Source organism: Marinobacterium rhizophilum (assembly GCF_024397915.1).
Classification (GTDB): Bacteria; Pseudomonadota; Gammaproteobacteria; order Pseudomonadales; family Balneatricaceae; genus Marinobacterium_A; species Marinobacterium_A rhizophilum_A.
In genome coordinates, this window is sequence record NZ_CP073347.1 from 1,395,904 (window position 1) to 1,419,439 (window position 23,536).

At 58.9% G+C, this 23,536-nt stretch carries 18 protein-coding genes; 12 read left to right on the forward strand and 6 right to left on the reverse strand.

Annotation, left to right across the window (positions count from 1 at the left end):
- Positions 1 to 157: 157 nt before the first annotated feature.
- The 5 genes from KDW95_RS06165 to KDW95_RS06185 all read left to right on the forward strand — a co-directional run bounded on the left by KDW95_RS06165 (position 158) and on the right by KDW95_RS06185 (position 5,908).
- On the forward strand, positions 158 to 898 hold the full coding sequence (locus KDW95_RS06165) for an FCD domain-containing protein (RefSeq protein ID WP_255855408.1): 741 nt from the start codon (positions 158 to 160) through the stop codon (positions 896 to 898).
- 560 nt (positions 899 to 1,458) lie between these two features.
- Positions 1,459 to 3,195: a glyoxylate carboligase gene (gcl, locus tag KDW95_RS06170; RefSeq protein WP_255855409.1), complete on the forward strand. Its 1,737-nt coding sequence runs from the start codon at positions 1,459 to 1,461 to the stop codon at positions 3,193 to 3,195.
- An 83-nt stretch (positions 3,196 to 3,278) separates the two neighbouring features.
- Positions 3,279 to 4,061, forward strand: coding sequence for a hydroxypyruvate isomerase (gene hyi, locus KDW95_RS06175; protein WP_255855410.1), 783 nt, complete (start codon positions 3,279 to 3,281; stop codon positions 4,059 to 4,061).
- A gap of 24 nt (positions 4,062 to 4,085) precedes the next feature.
- Positions 4,086 to 4,973: a 2-hydroxy-3-oxopropionate reductase gene (locus KDW95_RS06180; protein WP_255855411.1), complete on the forward strand. Its 888-nt coding sequence runs from the start codon at positions 4,086 to 4,088 to the stop codon at positions 4,971 to 4,973.
- Between the two features lie 461 nt (positions 4,974 to 5,434).
- Complete coding sequence (locus KDW95_RS06185) at positions 5,435 to 5,908, forward strand: aminoacyl-tRNA deacylase (protein ID WP_255855412.1); 474 nt, start codon at positions 5,435 to 5,437, stop codon at positions 5,906 to 5,908.
- A gap of 50 nt (positions 5,909 to 5,958) precedes the next feature.
- Here the strand turns inward: KDW95_RS06185 and trxA are convergent, their stop codons facing one another.
- From trxA to KDW95_RS06205, 4 genes are all read right to left on the reverse strand, one after another.
- Positions 5,959 to 6,291, reverse strand: coding sequence for a thioredoxin (gene trxA, locus KDW95_RS06190; protein WP_255855413.1), 333 nt, complete (start codon positions 6,289 to 6,291; stop codon positions 5,959 to 5,961).
- Between the two features lie 23 nt (positions 6,292 to 6,314).
- Positions 6,315 to 7,502, reverse strand: a complete 1,188-nt coding sequence (locus KDW95_RS06195; RefSeq protein ID WP_255855414.1) for an efflux RND transporter periplasmic adaptor subunit — start codon at positions 7,500 to 7,502, stop codon at positions 6,315 to 6,317.
- 249 nt (positions 7,503 to 7,751) lie between these two features.
- The gene (locus tag KDW95_RS06200) at positions 7,752 to 8,411 is read right to left on the reverse strand and encodes a TetR/AcrR family transcriptional regulator (RefSeq protein ID WP_255855415.1); all 660 of its coding nucleotides are present in this window, start codon (positions 8,409 to 8,411) and stop codon (positions 7,752 to 7,754) included.
- Between the two features lie 120 nt (positions 8,412 to 8,531).
- Entirely contained in the window at positions 8,532 to 11,693 is a 3,162-nt protein-coding gene (locus tag KDW95_RS06205) for an efflux RND transporter permease subunit (RefSeq protein WP_255855416.1), read from the reverse strand.
- 427 nt (positions 11,694 to 12,120) lie between these two features.
- Between KDW95_RS06205 and KDW95_RS06210 the strand changes: the two genes are divergently transcribed.
- The 4 genes from KDW95_RS06210 (at position 12,121) to KDW95_RS06225 (ending at position 18,244) form a co-directional block, all read left to right on the forward strand.
- Positions 12,121 to 13,248, forward strand: a complete 1,128-nt coding sequence (locus tag KDW95_RS06210) for an aminotransferase class V-fold PLP-dependent enzyme (protein WP_255855417.1) — start codon at positions 12,121 to 12,123, stop codon at positions 13,246 to 13,248.
- Positions 13,249 to 13,641: 393 nt separating this feature from the next.
- Positions 13,642 to 16,239 carry a bifunctional aconitate hydratase 2/2-methylisocitrate dehydratase gene (acnB, locus tag KDW95_RS06215; RefSeq protein WP_255855418.1) on the forward strand — a complete coding sequence of 866 codons (2,598 nt, stop codon included), beginning with the start codon at positions 13,642 to 13,644 and terminating at the stop codon, positions 16,237 to 16,239.
- Between the two features lie 385 nt (positions 16,240 to 16,624).
- On the forward strand, positions 16,625 to 16,933 hold the full coding sequence (locus KDW95_RS06220; protein ID WP_255855419.1) for an ArsR/SmtB family transcription factor: 309 nt from the start codon (positions 16,625 to 16,627) through the stop codon (positions 16,931 to 16,933).
- Positions 16,934 to 17,005: 72 nt separating this feature from the next.
- Positions 17,006 to 18,244, forward strand: coding sequence for an NADH:flavin oxidoreductase/NADH oxidase family protein (locus tag KDW95_RS06225; protein WP_255855420.1), 1,239 nt, complete (start codon positions 17,006 to 17,008; stop codon positions 18,242 to 18,244).
- A 724-nt stretch (positions 18,245 to 18,968) separates the two neighbouring features.
- Here the strand turns inward: KDW95_RS06225 and KDW95_RS06230 are convergent.
- Entirely contained in the window at positions 18,969 to 19,931 is a 963-nt protein-coding gene (locus tag KDW95_RS06230) for a calcium/sodium antiporter (protein WP_255855421.1), read from the reverse strand.
- Between the two features lie 641 nt (positions 19,932 to 20,572).
- On the opposite strand from KDW95_RS06230, the gene KDW95_RS06235 reads away from it, so the two are divergent.
- The 3 genes from KDW95_RS06235 to KDW95_RS06245 all read left to right on the forward strand — a co-directional run bounded on the left by KDW95_RS06235 (position 20,573) and on the right by KDW95_RS06245 (position 22,925).
- Complete coding sequence (locus tag KDW95_RS06235) at positions 20,573 to 20,986, forward strand: immunity protein Imm33 domain-containing protein (protein ID WP_255855422.1); 414 nt, start codon at positions 20,573 to 20,575, stop codon at positions 20,984 to 20,986.
- 161 nt (positions 20,987 to 21,147) lie between these two features.
- Positions 21,148 to 21,576 (forward strand): Hsp20 family protein, encoded by a 429-nt coding sequence (locus KDW95_RS06240; protein ID WP_255855423.1) that lies wholly within the window; start codon positions 21,148 to 21,150, stop codon positions 21,574 to 21,576.
- A 174-nt stretch (positions 21,577 to 21,750) separates the two neighbouring features.
- Positions 21,751 to 22,925 (forward strand): IS3 family transposase gene (locus KDW95_RS06245; protein WP_255852861.1). Its coding sequence is split into 2 segments (ribosomal slippage): positions 21,751 to 22,045 and positions 22,045 to 22,925, totalling 1,176 coding nucleotides; the frame shifts between segments, so codons are not numbered across the junction.
- Between the two features lie 83 nt (positions 22,926 to 23,008).
- Here KDW95_RS06245 and KDW95_RS06250 read toward each other — a convergent pair.
- Positions 23,009 to 23,518 carry an O-acetyl-ADP-ribose deacetylase gene (locus KDW95_RS06250; protein ID WP_255855424.1) on the reverse strand — a complete coding sequence of 170 codons (510 nt, stop codon included), beginning with the start codon at positions 23,516 to 23,518 and terminating at the stop codon, positions 23,009 to 23,011.
- Positions 23,519 to 23,536 lie beyond the last annotated feature (18 nt).

The following is a 23,536-nucleotide window of genomic DNA, read 5'->3' on the forward strand; positions in this document are numbered from 1 at the left end:
GAGTCGCGTCCAGCCAAATCACAACTGGTCAGACCAGTTTGTTTCAGCCCAATATGGACGCAAAAGCCCCAATCATCGATAGTATATGGGCTTGTCACCGAAAAACTGTGACTGTCAAATACACCCGAAGATAACTGGTCCAACCAGTGGATACCCGATGAAAAACAAGGCTCCCCCCATTGCTCAGTCGATCGCACGCCACCTGGAAGAACTGATTCTGGATGGCACCCTGGCACCGGAACAGAAAATGCCGTCCGAGCGGGCACTGGCTACGAAACTCGGGGTTTCCCGTGCAATCATTCGCGAAGCCCTGCATGAACTGCACGGCCGCGGCATTATCGAAACCCGCCATGGCAAAGGATCTTTTGTGTCCAGCATCGTCTCGCAGCCGGAAGACTCGGGGCCACTGATGAATCTGTACTTCGGCCACGCCCGCACCCTCTATGACCTGTTTGAGGTGCGCGAGCAACTTGAAGGCCAGGCCGCCTTTCTCGCCGCAGAGCGCGCCACCGAGAAGGACCAGTACCGCATCACCCAGGCATTCGAAGCCATGGAGTCGGCCGACCCGCTCACCAATGCCGACCTGGACCATGCTTTTCACCGTGCCATCACCGACGCTGCCCACAATCCGGTGCTGGTGCATATTCTCAACAGCCTGAAAAACCTGATGCTCTATTCGGTGCAGGCCTCGGTGCTGAACCTCAGCCACCGCACTGCCCTCAAGCAGCAGATCGACAAGCACCATCGCCAGATCTACCACGCCATCATCAGCCGCCAGGCCCAGTGGGCACAGAAAGCCGCCATGGCCCATGTTCGCCACGTCAGTGACGCGCTGCGCCAGATCGAGCAGCAGGAAAAGAACATCATTCGCTCAGCCCTGGCCAACACCGACGCCTGAGCCGGCACAGCGCCTGGCACTTCACCGCAACACACGCCTTCACACTGCGCGCGCGGCCCCTGCCGCTGAAGCACGCCTGACACACACTGGCTTCAGCAACCTCGTTGGATCAAAGCCGTTGTGCCAGCCCTTTCGCCGCCCCGGCCGCCTGCCCTTCGCCTTGCTGCGCTCCACCCAGCCCCATCTCACAGCCTCCGCTGGGCGACCGGGCGCTGTCGTGCCAGGCATGCCGAGGTGTTCAGCGGCCAACCTATAAGAAAAACATTTTAGAAAACGATTACTACCTGATGGGATTCTTATAACAACCTTATAAAAACCATCACTGTTATTTAACTAATTGATAACAAATAGTTTTTACATATTCAGGACAGGAATAAACCAGAAGATATAAATTCCGTATTATGGAAATCACTTCCAACGATATTGATATAGACTTCCATTACTGTTTTACTGGCTCCATCAGCGCGGCTCAAACGATGACAGCACCTTGCCCTGCAAGGGCCTGATCGACCCCGCGCCATCCGATCCGGAATTACCACCTGACCTGGGAGGCCATCAGCATGGCGAAGATGAGAGCAATTGAAGCGGCAATAGAGATTCTGAAAATCGAAGGCGTTGACACCGCTTTTGGCGTTCCGGGTGCAGCGATCAACCCGATGTATGCGGCCATGAAGAAGATCGGCGGTATCGACCATGTCCTGGCGCGCCATGTCGAAGGCGCCTCCCACATGGCCGAGGGTTACACCCGCAGCGCGCCGGGCAATATCGGTGTCTGCATTGGCACCTCCGGCCCCGCCGGTACCGACATGATTACCGGCCTCTATTCCGCCTCGGCCGATTCCATCGCCATGCTGTGCATCACCGGCCAGGCGCCGCGGGCACGCTTGCACAAGGAAGACTTCCAGGCGGTGGACATCGAGTCCATTGCCAAGCCGGTCACCAAGTGGGCCACCACCGTGCTGGAACCCGGCCTGGTACCACAGGTATTCCAGAAGGCCTTTCACCTGATGCGCTCCGGCCGCCCGGGCCCGGTACTGATCGATCTGCCGTTTGACGTGCAGATGGCGGAAATCGAGTTCGACCCCGAAATGTATGAGTCGCTGGGTGCCTACAAGCCTGCGGCCAGCCGCAAGCAGGTGGAACGCGCCCTGGAAATGCTCAATGCCTCGGAACAGCCGTTGCTGGTGGCCGGCGGCGGCATCATCAATGCCGATGCCTCCGACAAGCTGGTCGAGTTCGCCGAAATCATCGGTGTACCGGTCATCCCGACCCTGATGGGCTGGGGTACTATCAGCGATGACCATCCCCTGATGGCCGGCATGGTTGGACTGCAGACCTCGCACCGCTACGGCAACGCCACCCTGCTGGAATCCGACTTTGTACTGGGTATCGGCAACCGCTGGGCCAACCGTCACACCGGCTCGGTTGACGTCTACACCCGGGACCGCACCTTCGTACATGTGGACATAGAGCCGACCCAGATTGGCCGCGTCTTTACGCCGGACCTGGGGATAGTATCGGACGCCGGCAGCGCACTGGATCTGTTTGTCGAAGTGGCGCAAGAATGGAAGGCGGCAGGCCGCCTCAAGGATCGCTCGGCCTGGGCGGCGGATTGCCTGGAGCGCAAGCAGACGATGTTGCGACGCAGCGACTTTGACACTGTGCCGGTCAAGCCGCAGCGCGTCTATGCCGAGATGAATGCCGCCTTTGGCGAGGACACCTGCTATGTCACCACCATCGGCCTGTCCCAGATCGCCGCCGCCCAGTTCCTGCACGTGTACAAGCCGCGCAACTGGATCAATGCCGGCCAGGCAGGCCCGCTGGGCTGGACAGCGCCTGCGGCACTGGGTGTTGTAAAAGCCAACCCGGACCGCGACGTTGTCGCTATATCCGGCGACTATGATTTCCAGTTCATGATCGAGGAGCTGGCGGTGGGTGCGCAGTTCAACCTGCCCTACATCCACGTACTGGTGAACAATTCCTACCTGGGGCTGATTCGCCAGGCACAGCGCAACTTCGACATCGACTACTGCGTACAGCTGGCGTTCGACAACATCAACGCCCCGGAACTGGAAGGCTACGGCGTTGATCACGTTGCTGTGGTCGAGGGCCTGGGCTGCAAGGCCATCCGGGTGCGGGATCCAAACGAGATCGGCGCCGCCCTTGAAGAAGCCAAGCGCCTCAAGGCACAGTACCGGGTACCGGTTGTTGTCGAGATCATCCTGGAGCGTGTTACCAACATCTCCATGGGCACCGAGATCGACAACGTCAACGAGTTCGAGCCGCTGCCGGCCTGATTGGCAGCAAAAAAAGCAATTCATCAACCGCCGCCCCGGTCGCGACCCCGGGGCGGCGACTGACCCGAAAACAGGAGATTTCCATGCCACGTCTGTGTGCCAACCTGTCCATGCTGTTCACTGAACACGACTTTCTCGAGCGCTTTGACGCCGCCGCCAGAGCGGGCTTTAGCGGTGTCGAGTACCTGTTCCCCTACGACTTCGCCGCAACGGACATCAAGGCGAAGCTCGACGCCAATGGCCTGACCCAGGTGCTGTTCAACCTCCCCGCCGGTGACTGGAATGCAGGCGAACGCGGTATCGCCTGCCACCCCGACCGCACCGAGGAATTCTGTGCCGGCGTGCAGCGCGCCATCGACTATGCCCAGGTGCTGGGCAACCGCCAGGTCAACTGCCTGGCCGGCATTCAGCCTGCCGGTGTCAGTACCGAGCAGGCCCAGCGCACCTTTGTTGCCAACCTGAAATACGCCGCCGCCGAACTGGAAAAGGCCGGTATCCGGCTGGTGATGGAAGCGATCAACACCCGCGACATCCCGGGGTTTTTCCTCAATACCACCACCCAGGCGCTGGCCATCCGTGATGCAGTCGGCAGCAGCAACCTCAGCCTGCAGTACGACATCTATCACATGCAGATCATGGAAGGTGACCTGGCGCGCACCATCGAGACCAACCTCGGCGCCATCAACCATATCCAGCTGGCGGACAACCCGGGCCGGCATGAGCCGGGTACCGGCGAGATCAACTACGACTTCCTGTTCAACTTCATCGACACTCTGGGGTACGACGGCTGGATCGGCTGTGAGTACAAGCCCGCCACCAGCACCGAAGCCGGTCTTGGCTGGCTCAAGGCCTACAACCAGATCTGACCCTGCAACCAAAGGAGAACACAGATGGCACGTATAGGATTTATCGGCACCGGCATCATGGGCAAGCCCATGGCAGAGAACCTGCAGAAAGCAGGCCACAGTCTTTATTTTTCCGAGCATCACTCCAGGGCGCCGGCCGATCTGCTGAGCAGCAACGGCACGGCGCTACCCAGCCCCAGGGCGGTAACGGAAGCATGCGAGTTCATCATCCTGATGCTGCCCGACACCCCCCAGGTTGAAGAGGTGCTGTTCGGCGCCAATGGCGTGGCCGAAGGGGCCGCTGCCGGCAAGGTCGTGATCGACATGAGTTCGATTTCCCCCATCGCCACCAAGGCATTCGCCGCACGCATAAACGAAACGGGCGCCGAGTACATTGATGCGCCGGTCTCCGGCGGTGAAGTCGGCGCCAAGGCGGCGACCCTGACCATCATGGTGGGCGGCAGCGAAGCGGCGTTTGAGCGCGCCAAACCGCTGTTCGATGCCATGGGCAAGAACATCACCCTGGTGGGCGGCAATGGCGACGGCCAGACCACCAAGGTGGCCAACCAGATCATCGTCGCGCTGAACATCCAGGCCGTCTCCGAAGCCCTGCTGTTCGCCTCCAAGGCAGGTGCGGATCCCGCCAAGGTGCGCGAAGCCCTGATGGGCGGCTTTGCGTCGTCCAAGATTCTGGAAGTGCACGGCGAGCGCATGGTCAAGGGCACCTTTGACCCTGGCTTCAAGATCTGCCTGCACCAGAAGGATCTCAACCTGGCCCTCGAAGGCGCCCGGGCGCTCAAGCTGAACCTGCCCAACACCGCCAGCGCCCAGCAGAACTTCAGCACCTGCGCCGCGCTCGGTGGTGAAAACTGGGATCACTCGGCAATGATCAAGGCCCTGGAGCATATGGCCAACCATTCGATCCGGGACTGATACTGAAGAACTGGAGCAATCCCTCCGCGGCAATGATCAAGGCCCTGGAGCACAGGGCCAACCATTCAATCCGGGACTGAAAATCGGGAAAACTGGGCTACCCCAAGGCGGCCATGATCAAGACCCTGCAACACAGGGCTAACCATTCGATCCGGGACTGATGTTCTTGAGCTGGGGTTTAACCGCTCCAGCCATGATCAAGGCTGCGCGATTCATAGGCTGCGTTGCGCGGTGCTGCATACAGCCAGAAACAGGCGCCAGCGTTCCCCCTGGCGCCTGTCAGTTTTGTCAGACTTTTCTGGCTTTTTTTCGGGCACGGATCCACGCACTGGCACGCGCTGGAGTTACCTGAACACACCGGGCTTGCGCCCGGTGCTTTCGTTCTGCGGCCAGCCTGAAGCCGGACAGCAGCTCGACAGCTGAACTAGACTTCAGTTATCAGGTGAGTGCAGGAGAGACCCATGCCAATCGCCACGACCCTTAACGAACAGCTGCAGCGTTACGCCATCGCGTTCGAATACCATAGCCATAGCCACAGCCCCTCCAGTGCCCGCATAGCAGAAGCCGCCCAGGTGCCGGGCCATTTGCTGGCCAAGTCTGTGGTGCTCAAGCGGCAGGACGACAGCTATCTCATGATGGTGCTGCCCGCCGATCACCGGGTACAGCTTGGACAATTGCATCGGCTGCTCGGCGAAACGGTCGGGCTTGCGACCGAAGCCGAAGTGCGCGCCATTTTCACGGATTGCGACCCCGGCGCCCTGGTGCCCACCGGGAGCGCCTACGGCCTCAAGACCCTGATCGATCGCCACCTGCTGGCCGAATCGGAGGTTTATATCGAGTCCGGTGATCACCAGAATTTGCTGCGCCTGCCAGGCGCCGAATTTCGACGCCTGATGGCCGGCGCAGAACAGGTCGACGCCAGCAGGCATTTATAGCCCGATGTGCGCCCCAGCCGCCTGGATCAGCGTAGCCAGAAGTGACCGCCTCAGCCGTTCAGCCGGCTGTCGAGCCAGGCGGTAATCTGCGCTGCGGGCAGTGCACCCACCTTGGTATTCACAACTTCGCCGTCACGCAGCAACATCAGCGTCGGCAAACCCCGGATGCCCATCTGCGAGGTGATCTCGGGATTCTCATCAACATTCAGCTTCACAAAGCGTACCTTGCCGGCGTATGTCTCAGCCATGCTGGCAATGACCGGCGCCACGTCCTGGCAGGGCTTGCACCAGGGTGCCCAGAAATCGACAACCACCGGCAGTTCACTGGCCAACACCTGTTGCGCGAAATCCGCATCGCCCACACCCAATACCTGATCGTTCATTAACCTGACTCCTTTACCTTGAATTAATACTGGTAGGCGACGCTGCTGTCGGCCTGTGCGTTTGCATGAATATCCACGGGCGTGACAGCCATACCCGGCATCACCCGCAACAGGCTGTTGACCATGACGCGATCACCCGCGTTGAGCCCCTGCATCACCAGGCGCCGCTCGCCCACCGCAGCACCGAGCGTTACCGGCCGGTAAGCCACAACGTTGTTTTCATCAACGACGTAGACATACTTCTGATTCTGATTGGTCCCCAGCGAACGCTGTTCCACCAGCAGCGCCTGCGTCTGCGCCGGTGCGGCAATACGCACGCTGGCGAACATGCCTGGAATCAGGGCACCGTCCGGGTTATCGAACAGCGCCCGGGCGCGGATGGTACCGCTCTGGGTCGACAGGCGGTTATCGAACGCATGCATCTCGCCCCGGTAGACCGCCTCATCACCCGTCAGGCTAAGCGTCACCGCCAGTGGCTGATCACTGCGACTGCGCACCAGATTCAGGTAGGTTTGCTCATCCACATCGAATTCCGCGTAGAGCCGGTCACTGGACACGATGGTCGCAAGTACCGGGCCATTGGCGCCCCCTTCAACCAGATTGCCGCGGGTGACTTCGCTGCGACTGATACGCCCGCTTGTCGGCGCCTTGATATGGGCGTATTCCAGATTGAGCCTGGCGATGTCCAGCGCGGCTTCGGCGGCGTTCACATCCGCCTGGGCGACGCGATAGTCATTGTTCACCGAATCGAACTGACTTTTCGAAATCACCTTGCGGTACTCCAGGCCCTTGACCCGATCCAGCTCGACCCGGGCAAACTCGACTCGCGAACGGGCCGAAGCCAGTGCCGCCTTGGCACTGGCCACCTCTGCCGCATAGGGGCGCGGATCAATCACGTACAGGGGTTCACCCGCCTTCACAAGGCTGCCTTCGCGAAACAGAACCTGATCGAGCGTGCCGCTGACCCTGGGCCTTATCTGGACCTCTTCCACCGCTTCAAGGCGGCCGGAAAACTCACTCCAGATATTCACCGTTTCAGGTTGCAAGGTGGCCACTTGCACCTCAGGCGCCACCGGCTGTGCCTGTGCTTCGGCGCCGGCGGCATGGGATTGCTGTACGTACTCAAAGCCCGCGGCCCCGATGACCAGCATGGTGGCCGTTGTCATTACGAGGGCAATACGCCCCCTGCCTTTACCCTTGCCGTTACCCATTGTTCACCTCCGAACAGTGCATTCATAACCGACAAACATACCGGTCGGTTTAATATGAAAGCAAGTTAAACATACCGGTTGGTATGCGTCAAGCCTGGAGTCGCCATTGATAACAAAGAAGCAAGGAAAGATAACGGTATAAATAACCCGGGACTAAACGAGCAGCGTCAAACGCGAGCCCGTTGTCAAACCAAACGCGTACTTACAAAAAAGGGCCTCAGAACGAGACCCCTGGAAGGCAGTCACAACTTAGGCGACTTCAGCCCGTGCAGACATGGCCACCCCACGGTACTCCTGCTTGAGGTCGACCAGGCGATAAATACCATCGCGCAGATCCGCCTTGATCCGCTCGATGTCGTTGTAGATACGGCCATAGATCAGCAACCCCTGGACGTACTGATACATCAACCGACCCAGCTGCAGGGGGTCCGGGTCGCCATTCAGCAAGCCCGCATCCTTGAGGTTCTGGATAAGGCGGACATCGTAGGCGATCTTGTGCTCCGTCATTTCCTGCGCGACCTGGCTGATCTTTTCTTCATCGCAGCCACACTGGCCACCCGAGGTAAACACCGGACAGCCCACGACCTTCTGATTCGACGCCGCACTGCAGTCGCCCTCTTTCACCTGGGCATGATTGAGAATCATGCCCACCAGGGATTCGAGCTGCTCAAGCGGGGCAAGACCGGAGTTGAAAACCAGCTCGAGCTCCTGCTTCGTGTTCTCCCAGGCGTGCTGCACCGCAGCGTAGTACAGGTCGGCCTTGGTATCGAAGTAATGATAGAAGCTGCCCTTGGTTACCCCGGCCTGCTTGCAGATTTCGTTCACACCCACACTGGTGTAATTGCTTTGCCAAATCAGGCTCATCGCAGTACAAAGCAGCTTTTCGCGGGTATCCGTTTGCTTGCGCATAGCGATACGTGCCTCCCGACTCCTTATTATGAGTCTGAACTATAACAAACCAACCGGTATGCCCACAAGCAGCGCAGGGTTTTACGACCGGCGGCTACAGGGTAGCGCCGGCCTGCTGCGTTAGCTGGCCTGCTGCTGCGGGATACTGGCCGCACGGCGCACCCTGATACTGCGCAGCAGCACATAGAACACCGGCGTCAGAACCAGGCCAAAGAGGGTAACCCCCAGCATCCCGGCGAACACCGCGATACCCATGGCATTGCGCATCTCGGCTCCGGCCCCCGTCGACACCGCCATGGGCAAAACACCCATGATAAAGGCAAAGGACGTCATCAATATCGGCCTCAGGCGCAGGCGGCTGGCCTCAACGGCAGCGGCAATGACACTGCGCCCCTGGTGCTCAAGCTCGCGGGCAAACTCAACAATCAAAATGGCATTTTTGGTTGCCAGCCCCATCAGCACGAACAGGCTGATCTGGGTAAAGATGTTATTGTCTCCCCCACTGAGCCAGACACCCACCAGCGCCGACAGCATGCTCATGGGGATGATCAGCACGATGGACAGCGGCAGCAGCAGGCTTTCGTACTGCGCCGCCAGTACCAGGAACACCAGCAGGATGACCAGCGGAATCACCAGGGTGGTGGTGTCGCCGGCGAGCATCTGCTGATAGGTCAACTCCGTCCACTCGTACTTCATGCCCGCAGGCAGCGTTTCCTCGAGGATACGCGTCATCGCATCCTGCGCCTGCCCGGACGAATACCCGGGTGCCGCACTGCCGTTCAGGTCTGCGGCCCGAAAGGCGTTGTAGCGCTGAGCGGCTTCAGGCCCGAAGGTTTCACTGAGGCGCACAATCGAACCCAGGGGCACCATTTCACCCTCACTGTTGCGCACTTTGAGGCGAAGAATATCCTCTGGCGAGTCCCGGAACTCCTTGTCGGCCTGCGCAATAACCTGGTATGTACGCCCGAACTGATTGAAATCATTGATATAAATAGACCCAAGGTAGGTCTGCATGCTGTCGAAGACTTCGCTGATATTCAGTCCCAACTGCTTGGCCCGGGTGCGATCCAGGTCGGCGTAGAGCTGCGGCACATTGATCTTGTAGCTGGAAAAAACGCCCGCCAGCTCCGGTGCCGAGCGCGCCTTGGCCTGCACGTCCTCCAGCACCTTCTGCAGCGCCTCGTAACCCTGGTCGGTACGGTCCTCTATCTGCAGCTTGAAACCTCCAATCGTCCCAAGCCCTGGTACCGGCGGCGGCGGGAATATGGCAACAAAGCCCTCTTCGATCGCGTTGTACTGCTGCTGCAGTTGCTGGCTGATGCCAAAAGCAGAAAGTGATGGGTCCGTGCGCTGGTCGAAATCTTCCAGTGTTACGAACACGATGCCGGCACTGGGGCTGTTGATGAAGCCATTGATCGACAGACCCGGGAAGGCAACCGCACTGGCAACGCCGGGGGTCTTGAGAGCCAGGTCACTCATTTCCCGAATGACGGACTCGGTACGATCCAGGGTGGCACCGTCCGGCAACTGTGCAAAGCTCACAAGGTATTGCTTGTCCTGGGTCGGTACAAAACCTGCTGGTACCGCCTGGAAGATTCCGTAGGTTGCAACCAGCAGCAACGCATAGGCCATCATGCCCAGCCCCTTGCGCCGCACCACACCGCCAACGCCATTGGCATAACCCTCGGATGCACGGCGGAAGAAGCGGTTGAACAGGCCAAAGAAACGCCCGAACACGCGCTCCATCAGGCGGCTTAACCAGTCTTTTGATTCACCTTCGGGCTTGAGCAGCAGGCGCGCCAGCGCGGGACTCAGGGTCAGGGAATTGATGGCCGAGATTACCGTCGAGATCGCAATGGTCAGGGCGAACTGGCGATAGAACTGCCCGGTGAGCCCGCTGATCATTGCAATGGGCACGAACACGGCCAGCAGCACCAGGGTGGTCGCCACGATGGGGCCGGTAACTTCGCGCATGGCCTTGATGGTTGCCTCGCGCGGCGAGAGGCCATCGGAAATATTACGTTCCACGTTTTCGACCACGATGATGGCATCATCCACCACGATACCGATGGCCAGAATGAGGCCGAACAGGGTCAGGACGTTAATCGAAAAACCGAACAGGTACATCAGCGCAAAGGTACCGACTATGGATACCGGCACCGCCAGCAGCGGAATCACCGATGCGCGCCAGGACTGCAGGAACACCACGACCACCAGCACCACCAGTGCCACCGCTTCGAGCAGGGTCTTGATAACCGCATTGATCGAGCCCTTCACGAACACCGTCGGGTCGTACACCACATCGAAATCGACGCCCTCGGGGAAGGTTTTCTTCAGTTCGGCCATCGTCGCCCGCACGTCGCGGGAGATATTCAGCGCATTGGCACCGGGGGCGGCAAAGATCGGCACTGCCACCGCTTCCTTGTTGTTCAGCAGGGAGCGCAGGGCGTACTCGGAGGCGCCAAGCTCGACCGAGGCCACATCGCTCAGGCGCGTAACCTGACCCTGCTTGCTGGTACGAATAATGATGTTATTGAATGCCTCCGGGCTTTCCAGTCGCCCCTGCGCATTAACGGGCAACTGCAGCTGGGTCACATCCGCGTAGGGTGCTCCACCGATCATGCCGGCGGCCACCTGCACGTTCTGCTCGCGCACGGCATTAATGACATCGGTCGCGGTCAGGTTACGCTCGGCAATCTTGTCAGGGTTGAGCCAGATCCGCATGGCGTAGTCACCCGAACCAAACAGGCGCACCTGGCCGACACCGCGAATGCGCGCCAGCTCATCCTTGACGTTCAGCACCGCGTAGTTGCGCAGATAGAGCATGTCGTAGCGGTCATTGGGCGACGTCAGATGCACCACCATGGTGAGATCCGGGTTGCTCTTGATCGTTGTCACGCCGAGCTGTCGCGTCACCTCGGGCAGGCGCGGCAATGCCTGGGACACCCGGTTCTGTACCAGCTGCTGGGCCAGGTCCGGGTCCGTGCCGATCTCGAAGGTGACCGTCAGGGTCATGCGGCCATCCGTGGTGGACTGGGAGTACAGGTACAGCATGTTCTCCACACCATTGATCTGCTCTTCCAGCGGCGTCGCCACGGTTTCCGCGATCACCTTGGGATTGGCACCCGGAAAACTGGCGCTTACGACGATCGACGGAGGGGTGACCTCCGGGTATTCGGACACCGGCAGCTGAAAGACCGCCAGCAGACCGGCAAGAAAAATCAGCACCGACAGCACGCCGGCGAAGACCGGCCGGTCGATAAAGAATTTCGACAAATTCATGTTGAGCCCTATCCAAGGTTTGGCCATTTTCGAACCCGCCCGATGCCTGTCGGTCAACGTCAGCGGCATAACCACAACACTGCCGGACTCGTACTAGGCATACCGGTTGGTATGTTGCGCATCTAAACATACCGATTGGTCTAGTGTCAACCCGAGACGTCGCAACCGCACGGACCCGGCGCGGCACAAATTTGACCAGTCGCCCCCGCTTCCGCCGCGATCTGGTACTAAACTCGGCACTGTCGCATCTGCTAGGCTGCATGCATCAGCGCCCCTGTGTGCATGAACACATAAGCGAGACTGAGCGCCAAAGCCCTGGCGGGTTACTGAAAGGCGTTGGCGAGACAGCCAGTTTTTCAACAGCCTTTTGCGCCCCGCGCGGCGCGGGCGAGCCTGTGATGCCGTTACCTAGTGAAGGAGGATAATCATGCCCGGTCTTTTACCCGATGTTGATCCAGAGGGATTGCTTGAGTACTCGGTGGTCTACACGGACCGCTCACTGAACCACATGTCCCGCGCCTTCCAGGGCGTCATGAAAGATATCTCCGACACCCTCAAAGACGTCTACAACGCGCATTCAGCGATCATCGTGCCTGGCAGCGGCACCTTTGGCATGGAGGCGGTTGCACGCCAGTTCGCCGGCGGGCAGAAATGCCTGGTGATCCGCAACGGCTGGTTCAGCTACCGCTGGACCCAGATATTCGAAATGGGGAATATCCCGTGCGAGTCGCTGGTTTTCAAGGCTAGGCCCACCCAGAAAGCCCCGCAATCACCCTTCGCACCGGCCCCCATTGATGAGGTTGTGGCCGCCATCCACGACCAGAAACCGGCGCTGGTGTTTTCCCCCCATGTCGAGACATCCTCCGGCATGTTGCTGCCAGATGACTATATTCGCGCCCTGTCCGATGCCGTGCACGAGGTCGGCGGCCTGCTGGTGATCGACTGCATCGCCTCCGGCACCCTGTGGCTCGACATGCAGGCGACCGGAGCGGACGTGCTGGTCAGCGCGCCCCAGAAAGGCTGGAGCGGCTCTCCCTGCTGCGCCATGGTGATGCTCAGCCAAAAGGCCCGGGAACATATAGACACCACCACCAGCAGCAGCTTCGCCTGTGATCTGCGCAAATGGCTGCAGATCATGGAAGCCTACGAAGGCGGCGCCCATGCCTACCACGCCACCATGCCGACGGACGCCCTCACCCGCCTGCGTGATGTCATGCTGGAAACCCGCGAGTACGGTTTTGCGGACGTACGGGAAGAACAGATCGAACTGGGCCTGCGCGTGCGGGCGCTGCTGGAGCGCAAGGGCTTTGCCAGTGTTGCAGCAGCCGGCTTTCAGGCGCCGGGCGTGGTGGTCAGCTATACCCGCGACAGCGCTCTGCAGAACGGCAGCAAGTTCCTGGCAGCAGGCCTGCAGATTGCCGCTGGCGTACCGCTGATGTGCGACGAGCCTGAAGACTTCCAGACCTTCCGCCTTGGCCTTTTCGGACTGGACAAGCTGCATAACCCGGAGCGCACCGTTGCCGCCCTCGAACAGGCACTGGACAAGGTTCTTTAGTGATCACAACGCCCGCTGCGTCGTGCCGGCGCAGCGGGCACAACCCGCCCTTCAGCGGCCACGACAGCTAGGCGCCAGCGCTCCTGCGACGACGCTAAGTCATTGATGTGTGTTTATTCGACACCCACTATAAGCAGCCTAAATGTTTAACATAAGCTGGCAACTATACTACGTATCTTATTGTTTTTATTATTATTCATACCTATTAAGACACCTCGCTACGGCCTTCGCTACAGCCTCCGGATTGTCGACACATCTTAACTTGAGACCCGCTTTAGGCTAAAATGGCGCCCGCCAATGAACAATCGAAAGCGAGTCGACACACCGCCAAGGCCGCAATAGAGACGCATTACAAAGGTCTTGGCAGAAGCGACAACTGATGAGGGCTATATCGTGCTTGAAGCATATCGCAAACATGTAGAAGAACGCGCCCAGGAAGGCATCCCGCCGAAGCCCCTGGATCCGGAACAGACCGCAGCCCTGATTGAACTGCTTAAAGCCCCCCCTGCCGGTGAAGAAGAAACACTGCTGAGCCTGCTCAGTGATCGTGTACCCGCAGGTGTTGACCAGGCCGCCTATGTTAAAGCCGGCTTCCTGGCCGCCATCACCACCGGAGAAGCCTCTTCTCCGCTGATCGACGCTACCAAGGCGACCGAACTGCTGGGCACCATGCTCGGTGGCTACAACATCCAGCCGCTGATCGCCTGCCTGGACAACGAAGCCCTGGGCGCTACCGCCGCCAAGGCGCTGTCCCACACCCTGCTGATGTTTGATGCCTTCCACGATGTGCAGGAAAAGGCTGAAGCCGGCAACGCCTTCGCCAAGCAGGTACTGCAGTCCTGGGCAGACGGCGAATGGTTCACCAGCAAGCCTGAAGTCGCTGAAAAGATCACCGTATCCGTCTTCAAGGTACCCGGCGAAACCAACACCGATGACCTGTCACCGGCCCCGGATGCCTGGTCGCGCCCGGACATCCCGCTGCATGCCAATGCCATGCTGAAAATGGCCCGCGAAGGTATCGAGCCGGTCAAGCAGGGCGAAACCGGCCCGCTGCCCCAGATCGAAGCCATCAAGGCCAAGGGCTTCCCCGTTGCCTACGTTGGCGATGTGGTCGGCACCGGTTCGTCACGCAAGTCCGCCACCAACTCCGTGCTCTGGTTCTTCGGTGACGACATCCCCCACGTGCCGAACAAGCGCGCCGGCGGTTACTGCTTCGGCAACAAGATCGCCCCCATCTTCTACAACACCATGGAAGATGCCGGCGCCCTGCCGATCGAAATGCCGGTCGACAAGCTGAACATGGGCGACGTGATCGACGTTTACCCCTATGAAGGCGTGGTCAAGAACCACGATACCGGCGAAGAACTCTGCCGCTTCGGCCTCAAGACCCAGGTCCTGCTGGACGAAGTGCGCGCCGGCGGCCGTATTCCGCTGATCATCGGCCGCGGTCTGACTGACCGTGCCCGTCAGGCCCTGGGCCTGGCACCGGCCGACCTGTTCCGCACACCGGAACAGCCGGCTGACACCGGCAAAGGCTACACCCTGGCACAGAAGATGGTCGGCAAGGCCTGCAACATGGAAGGCGTACGCCCTGGCATGTACTGCGAGCCGAAGATGACCACCGTCGGTTCCCAGGACACCACGGGCCCCATGACCCGTGACGAGCTGAAAGACCTGGCGTGCCTGGGCTTCTCCGCCGACCTGACCATGCAGTCGTTCTGCCACACCTCGGCTTACCCCAAGCCGGTTGACGTTAACACCCACCACACCCTGCCGGACTTCATCATGAACCGCGGCGGCGTATCCCTGCGCCCGGGCGACGGTGTTATCCACTCCTGGCTGAACCGCATGCTGCTGCCGGATACCGTCGGCACCGGTGGTGACTCCCACACCCGCTTCCCGCTGGGCATTTCCTTCCCGGCCGGTTCCGGCCTGGTTGCCTTTGCCGCCGCCACCGGCGTTATGCCGCTGGACATGCCGGAATCCATTCTGGTGCGCTTCAAGGGCGAAATGCAGCCGGGCATCACCCTGCGCGACCTGGTTCACGCCATTCCGTACTACGGCATCAAGCAGGGCCTGCTGACCGTTGCCAAGGCTGGCAAGATCAACGCCTTCTCCGGCCGCGTACTGGAAATCGAAGGTCTGGAGAACCTGACCGTCGAGCAGGCTTTCGAGCTGTCTGACGCCTCTGCAGAACGCTCCGCTGCCGGCTGCACCATCACCCTGTCTGATGATTCGGTTTCCGAGTACCTGCAGTCCAACATCGTCATGCTCAAGTGGATGATTGCTGAAGGCTACGGCGACGTGCGCACCATTTCCCGTCGCATCAAGGCGATGGAAGAATGGCTCGCCAACCCGACCCAGATGCGTGCCGATGCCGACGCCGAATACGCGGAAATCATCGAGATCGACCTGGCCGAGATCAAGGAGCCCATCCTGTGCGCGCCGAACGATCCGGACGATGCCCGCCTGCTGTCTGAAGTCGCTGGCCAGAAGATCGACGAAGTCTTCGTCGGCTCCTGCATGACCAACATCGGTCACTTCCGTGCCGCCGGCAAGCTGCTGGAAAGCGCGGGCCAGTCCCTGCCGACGCGCATGTGGATTGCACCGCCGACCAAGATGGATGCCGCCCAGCTGACCGAAGAAGGCTACTACAACATCTTCGGCCGCGCGGGCGCCCGCATCGAAACACCGGGATGCTCGCTGTGCATGGGTAACCAGGCACGCGTGGCGGACGCCTCGACCGTTGTCTCCACCTCGACGCGTAACTTCCCCAACCGCCTGGGTAACGGCGCCAATGTCTACCTGGCATCGGCAGAGCTGGCATCCATCGCCGCGGTTATCGGCAAGCTACCAAGCGTGGACGAGTACATGGAGTACGCGCAGCGTATCAACAGCATGTCCGGCGACATCTACCGCTACCTGAACTTCCATCAGATGGAAAAGTACGTCAAATCCGCCTCCAGCGTGATTGCGACCGTCGAAGCCTGATTGCCCCCGGCATCTAGCTGACAAAAACCCTGCTCCGGCAGGGTTTTTTTATGTTCAGGATGAACGGTATGCCGTGGGCGCATGGGTGCGCAGGAACGGCCTGAAACATGGACGTATTTATCCTGCGGGTACAGGGCAGCTTATTGCTCCTGCATAAGCTGCATTCACTACATCCATGTAGCTTATGTACATGAGCAGGGTTTATCCGCAATCCTGGTGACAGCGTTACCTGCGAGCGCTATTGTCATGCTCAGAAGGCGGCTGCATCTATAACCTGCTGGGCACCATTCGACCCACAACGGCGACCCTAGCCTGCCGAAACCCAACGCAAGCAGTATCAAACACAGCGATTGACTCATATTGATATATCGAGATATCTTGATTTATGGATATTGAAAGCATTATCTCCGCCCTCAACAACCCCGTGCGGCGTCGAATTCTTGAATGGCTGAAAGACAGGTCGAATTTTCCGCCTTCTCTGCCAGAACATGCCGACCTGGACGGCGTCTGTGTTGCGTACATTCAGGAGAAGGCCGGATTGTCGCAATCGACGATCTCAAACTATATGGGCGTGCTGAAGCAGGCCGGCCTGGTGGTCTCTGAGCGCCATGGCCAGTGGACGTTCTACCGGCGCAATGAAAGCAACATTCAGGCGTTCCTCACTGCTATGGAGCAGGAACTGCTGAAGCCATGATCGCTTGCACGACAGCGGATCAAGCACGGCTTTCAAATAATCAACTATCGAGATATGACGATGGATGAACCTGTGACAAAGCCAAGCACCCAACATGAACTCCCAGGCCCGCAGGATGTGCTGGGCCGCGCGCTTGAACTTCCCTGCGGTGTGGTTCTCAAAAACCGGCTGACCAAATCGGCCATGTCGGACTCCCTGGGTGACGGCAAGGGCAATGCGACCCAGGCGCAGGCACGGCTCTATGAGCGCTGGGCACAAGGTGGCGCGGCCTTGTCGCTGATTGGCGAGGTACAGGGGGACCCGCGCTATCCCGAAAAACCCGGCAACCTGGTACTGGGGCCGGATACAGACCTGCAGGCGCTGCGAGCCCTGGCGCGCAGGGGATCGACCGATGGTGCCCATCTTTGGCCGCAACTCGGACACGCCGGCGCCCTTTCCCACCTGCCCGTCAGCCGGCCCAGGGGCCCCTCGGCACTGGACCTTGAAGGGCTGCAATGCGCCGCCATGACCCTTACCGACATCGAGGCACTGCCGGCCATCTATGCCAGGACCGCGTCAATTGCAAAAGATGCAGGATTTGGCGGGGTGCAAATTCATGCCGGCCACGGCTTCCTGCTGAGCCAGTTCCTGTCCCCGCTGTTCAATCGCCGGACAGATGAATATGGCAGCTCCATCGAGGCGAGATTCCGCATCCTTCGCCAGGTGATCGCCGCGGTTCGCCACGCCGTTGGCGCTTCGTTCCCGGTCGCCATCAAGATCAACTCGACCGACAAACTCGAAGGTGGGCTGACGGAAGACGAGGCGCTGGACCTGGTCCACATGCTCGGTCAGACATCGGTTGATCTGATCGACATCAGCGGCGGAACCTATTTTCCGGGCGCTGCGGCAAGCTCGGATGGCACCGCTGGCAACGGCCCCTACTTCCTGGAGTTCGCACGCCGTGCGAAACAGCTGACCGCCATTCCCGTTATGGCAACCGGGGGCTTCAAGACCCGCCAGCAAGCCGTTGACGCCCTCGCAAGCGGTGCTGTCGACATGGTGAGCCTGGGCCGCGCCATGGCGCTCAATCCACGCCTTGCCCACGACTGGCTGAGCAGTGCCGGCGGCGACCCTGCGTTCCCAAAATTCGATACCAACCCTCCTGGCGGTGTCACGGCCTGGTATACGATGCGACTCACAGCGCTCGCAGAAGACAACGAGGGTGAGTTCAGTCTGGACCTCGAGTCCGCCATGAGCCTCTATGACGCACGCGATGCGCAACGCAGCGACCGCTGGCGCAACGCCTTCGGCGCCCCGGGAGAGCGCGGTTAGAGCACTTTGGGCGCGGAACGGACATTTGTGAGGCGGGAGATTGGTATACTTTCGGTTAATTCACAGCCGCCAATGTAGGTCGGGTTAGCCCGCAGGGCGTAACCCGACATGACAGAGATTAGGTGTCGCCGAAGGCCGTGGGGCGCTGCGCTAACCCGACCAACGGGACTATATCCTGAAAATGTCGAAAACAGACAGTGTTACCCCTGTCGGATAATCCCTGTTTCGCTTTCTGGCGACTCACTTTTCTTCGAACGGCCGAAGTAAAGTAAGCAAAGGCTCTCTACCTTGAAGAATGCGCCCGCAGAAACCTTTTCACTGCGCTCTGAAGCAATTGTGCGGGCGGCCGGCCTTCAAGGTGAAGAACCGTCACATCCCTGTGCCGCATCTGCGGCTCGGCATCCATGCCTCGCCCCTGCCGGGCCTGATCGGAAAATAGCCCCAGTGCTCGTCGGCATCTGACGGGACCCGGATGGCAGCGTCAGCTCTCTGGAAGTCGCTGGGGAACAGCCAGTAACTTTCCCCAGACGAATTTCGACTGAAACATACGAGTTTTGATAGCAGTTTAGGTCAATAGTGAGAGGTCTCTTTCGGCACGGAGCCGACATTGATGAGCCGGGTAATAGGTATACTGTCCCCGGAATAATGGAATAACCATTATTAGGCAGGCTGCTTCTCTTTGATTACAAGAACACATCGACTGCAAAAGCACATCCAACCGACATCAGTCGCCAAATACAGTGAAGCTCAGCCCCAGATAAATACCGTAGCCGATCAATAATAGGCCACCCTCCAACCGGCTCAGGCGACGCCCCGTATACAAGAACAGTATCAGGAGTAGAGCCGCTCCTAGCATTACCCACTGGTCAAATTGTAGGATTCTAGCGTGGACGGGCAGTGGCTGGAGGAGCGCGGAGACACCAAGAATTCCCAACAAGTTGAATATATTGCTACCGAGAATGTTGCCGACCGCCACATCCGCATGTCGCCGTATTGCAGCAATCACCGATATCGAAAGCTCTGGAAGTGACGTGCCTACAGCCACTAACGTCAAGCCAATAACAGCCTCGGAAACCCCAAAGTGCTCTGCAATTCCCACTGCACCGGTTAGCAGCACTTGAGATCCGCCGATCAATAGCATTAACCCGAAAACAACAGCGGCTACAATCCATAACAACGACTTCGGCACTATGGAAAGCTCTTCCGCTTCAGCAATGTGAAGTTCTGCTGAGAGCGTAACGCTGGAGCGTTCGGTCAAGTAAGCCCACGACAGGTAAGCTAGCAAAGCCAACAATAGAATTGCTGCATCCGTCCGCTGCAGGGCGCTTCCACCAACCAAGACCAGAAACAGTATACTTGCCGCTACTACTGTTACAGCGTCCCTGTGCAGTGCCAACGGCTTGACCGCCAGAGGCGTGATCAATGCACATACCCCAAGAATCAGAAAGATATTACCGATATTGCTGCCAACGACGTTGCCGATAGCGATATCGGGTCGACCATTTACTGCTGCATCAATAGAGACCACCAATTCCGGTGCTGATGTACCGAAACCTACGATAACGAGACCACTAAGCAATGGCGATACGCCGAGGCGTCTGGCGGCGGCCAACGAGCCTCGAATCAATGCTTCACCGCCAGCAGTAAGCAAGGCCACACCCAGAAGTAACAGCAGAACATTCAACATGGTTGAGGAGCTCCAGGTACAAAATCTGAAAACATAAAGAAGCACACAATTGAAGGCCTAACATTTCAACACTGCGCATGTTCATTTACGCACATACCAGGATAGCGAGAGAAAGGTTAAAGAACTGAATTTAATAGATATTTATAATTCAAAGTCATTCTCCTCCGTTGAAAACATGCATCCACTTTGATGTGTTGTGTCGCCCGCAAAATCCCACAACCCTCCAATCCATAATGACCTGATATTGGACCATTTCAGGCCTCCATACCAATAGCAAAAGAGCGCTATTTTGCGGCGATTCGCGCACGCGGATAGGGAGTACAGACATAGCCCGATGTCTGCTTTGGGTCGAAAACGACAATTGACTGCTTGCGGCTCTCGGCAGTCTCGCGGACATTCAGCCCCCTAGCGATACACTCCCACGCCCGTGCAGCTTCTCATCGTAACGACAGGGTTGCGCCCTCTTTAAGTACCATGTGCGGTGGTGACAGCCAATCCTGCACTGATACCGGGCAGGCAGAGACAGACCGATGCAATCGCCCCCTCAAAAACGACACCCTTGCCACAACGGCCCAGCCACTCGCCTGCATTCAGGTACGCATTCGCTGTATAATGCGCCTGCATTTTTACCGGAGGCCCCCATGAGCGACACGACAACTCCCGACAGCACCGCCGACAGCGCGAGCGGCAATGAAACCGGCCAGACCAAGAGCGGCTTCCTGGCGCTGGTGTCACGCATGATTTTCGAGGAAAAACTTCCGGTGCGCTTTATGTACAAAAGCGTTCCGGAGCACCTCAACGATACCGGCTGGCGCCTGTTCAGCGGCTACGAAGACGAAGCCTACCTGCAGGACGAAGTCGCCAACCTGACGCCCGTGCCGCTGGAAAAGCTCTACGGCATGGACCCGACCCTCGAGGAAAAACTGGCGTTCAATGCCGGTACCGTATGGGAACGCCAACCCGGCTCTGACTGGGAACGGGTGTATGATTTTCGCATCCCCAGCCCCAGTGTCGATGTCACCATCACCAACGACCCGGAACAGTTTAACGGCTGATCCGCCTTCTTGGCGGCTCGCCAGAAAATTGTCACGTGCGGCTTGAAAACCGCCAGGCCATCCTCATATAGGAAATCAGACGCAATCGCTTCGATGAAGGTTTGCGTCTCTTTTCCCCGCACGCTGCGGGTATCCACATATTGCTCAACGAGGATATGACCATGAGAGATTTTGACCTGTCCCCCCTGTACCGTTCCGCCATCGGCTTTGATCGCCTGGCCTCTTTGCTGGACAACGCCAGTCGCAATGAACAGAACCAGCCGGCCTATCCGCCCTACAACATCGAATTGCTGGACGAAAACCACTACCGCATCACCATGGCGGTGGCCGGGTTCGACAACTCGGAACTGAGCATCAAGAGCGAACAGGACATCCTGGTGATCGTCGGCCAGAAGCAGCAGGACTCGAACGAGCGCAAATACCTGTACCAGGGTATTGCCGCACGCAGCTTCGAGCGCCGCTTCCAGCTCGCCGACCATGTGCGCGTCACCAGGGCCAGCATGGACAAGGGCCTGCTGCATGTCGACCTGGTGCACGAAGTGCCCGAAGCCATGAAACCGCGCCTGATCGAGATCGAAAGCATGGCGTAATCCTGGCAATCACTGCAGGATCCAATGACGACCGGGCACCTTGCGTGCCCGGTTTTGCTTGTATACCCAGCTCTTGCTACTTTGCCTTGCTACTTTGGCCTTGCTACTTTGGCCTTACCCTGGTACGACCCCGAATTAGTGGACACTTTTTTCACATAGGAAAAAGGTGGCTCCATGAAGAAAAGGTCCTATCAGCAATACACGCCGGAATTTAAACGTGCGGCGGTACAGGCTTCCATCGACTCAGCAGAGACAGTGCATGCTGTCGCTGTTAAATTGGGCATCAATCCCCGCATTCTTTACCGATGGAGAAGCGACTTGACGCGCAAAACAGCACCAGCAAGCACGCCAACCGTGCAGAACACAGGTCCGGAGAAGAGCATCAAAGACCTGGAACGGGACAACAAGGCATTGCAGCGCAAGCTCGCACGGTTGGAGCTGGAGAACGAAATCCTAAAAAAGGCGCAAGCGTACTGGGGCGACCACCCGACATAAGGTTCGCGTTTATCCGCCGTTATCAGTCGGTATGCTGGCCGGTGGTGTCGCTCTGTGCCGCGCTCAATGTCTCGCGCTCAGGATATTATCGTTGGCTGCACGCCGCTGTGTCCCCGCAGCAGCATGCGAACCTGGCGTTGAGCACATTCTTGCTGAACACAGCCAAGGAGGAACACGGGATCCCGGGGTACCGCAAACTCTGGCGGAGCGCGGTTGATGCTGGCTATGACTGCAGCCTTAACCGCGTTCAGCGGGTGCTGCAAAAAGCCGGCTATCGCTCATGCAGAGCGCTCAAGCCTGGCCACAGACGGCCTGCGGCCGGACTACCGGTGCTGCCAAACCTACTGAACAGACAGTTTGCGGTCAGTCAGCCCAACCGGGTGTGGGTGTCTGATATTACACAGATCCGGGCAACAGATGGCTGGCTGTATCTCGCGACAGTCATGGATTTTCACTCCAGGCGCATCGTGGGGTGGGCCGCTGGCGCGGTTAACCACGCCGATCTGGTGGTTCAGGCGCTAGACAACGCATGGGCGTACCGCTGCCCAGACGGTCACAAACTGTTGTTTCATTCCGATCAGGGAGCGCAGTATCGTTCGGAACCCGTGATGAGGTGGCTCAATGACCGTCACGTGACAATCAGCATGTCACGTCGCGGAAACTGCTGGGACAATGCCTGCGCCGAAAGCTTTTTTGCGCAACTGAAGCTGGAATGGACCAAGCGCCTGCCACCCGTGGACCGGCGGATCCTGACGCTTGAAGTGCACTATTACATCGACGAGTATTACAACAACGTTCGCCGGCACGAGACACTCAACGGGTTAAGCCCCGCTGAGTTTGAGCAGGTGATTTAAGTGCGTGTCCACTTTTGTGGGGTCACACCACCCCTTTGGCCTTGCCTCTTGCCTCTTGCCCCTTGCCCCTTGCTACTTTCTCCTCACGCTTTCAGCGCCTGGCGGTACAGGTCCGCCATAACCGCATCGAAACAGCAGAACAGCACCCGTAACGGCGCCTCGCGCAACGCCAGCTGCGATTGCACCGTACGCACCGCAATGGCCACCGCCTGTGCCGGCGGATAAGCGTAAACGCCGCAGCTGATGGCAGGAAAAGCGATCGACTCAATCTCAAGCCCCTGCACACACTCAAACACGTTGCGGTAGCAGCTTTGCAGCAACTGCGCTTCCCCCCGATCACCGCCGTGCCATACCGGCCCCACCGTATGCGCGATCCAGCGCGCAGGCAGCTTGAAACCCGGCGTCAGCCTGGCCTGCCCCGTTGCGCAACCACCCAGGGTACGACAGTGACTGAGCAACCCGGGTCCTGCGGCACGATGGATGGCACCGTCGACACCGCCGCCACCAAGCAGCGACTCGTTGGCGGCATTCACCACCACATCCACATTCAGACGCGTGATATCCGCCTTGAGCACTTCAATGCGAGAATCCATGGCATCGCCTCCATCGGG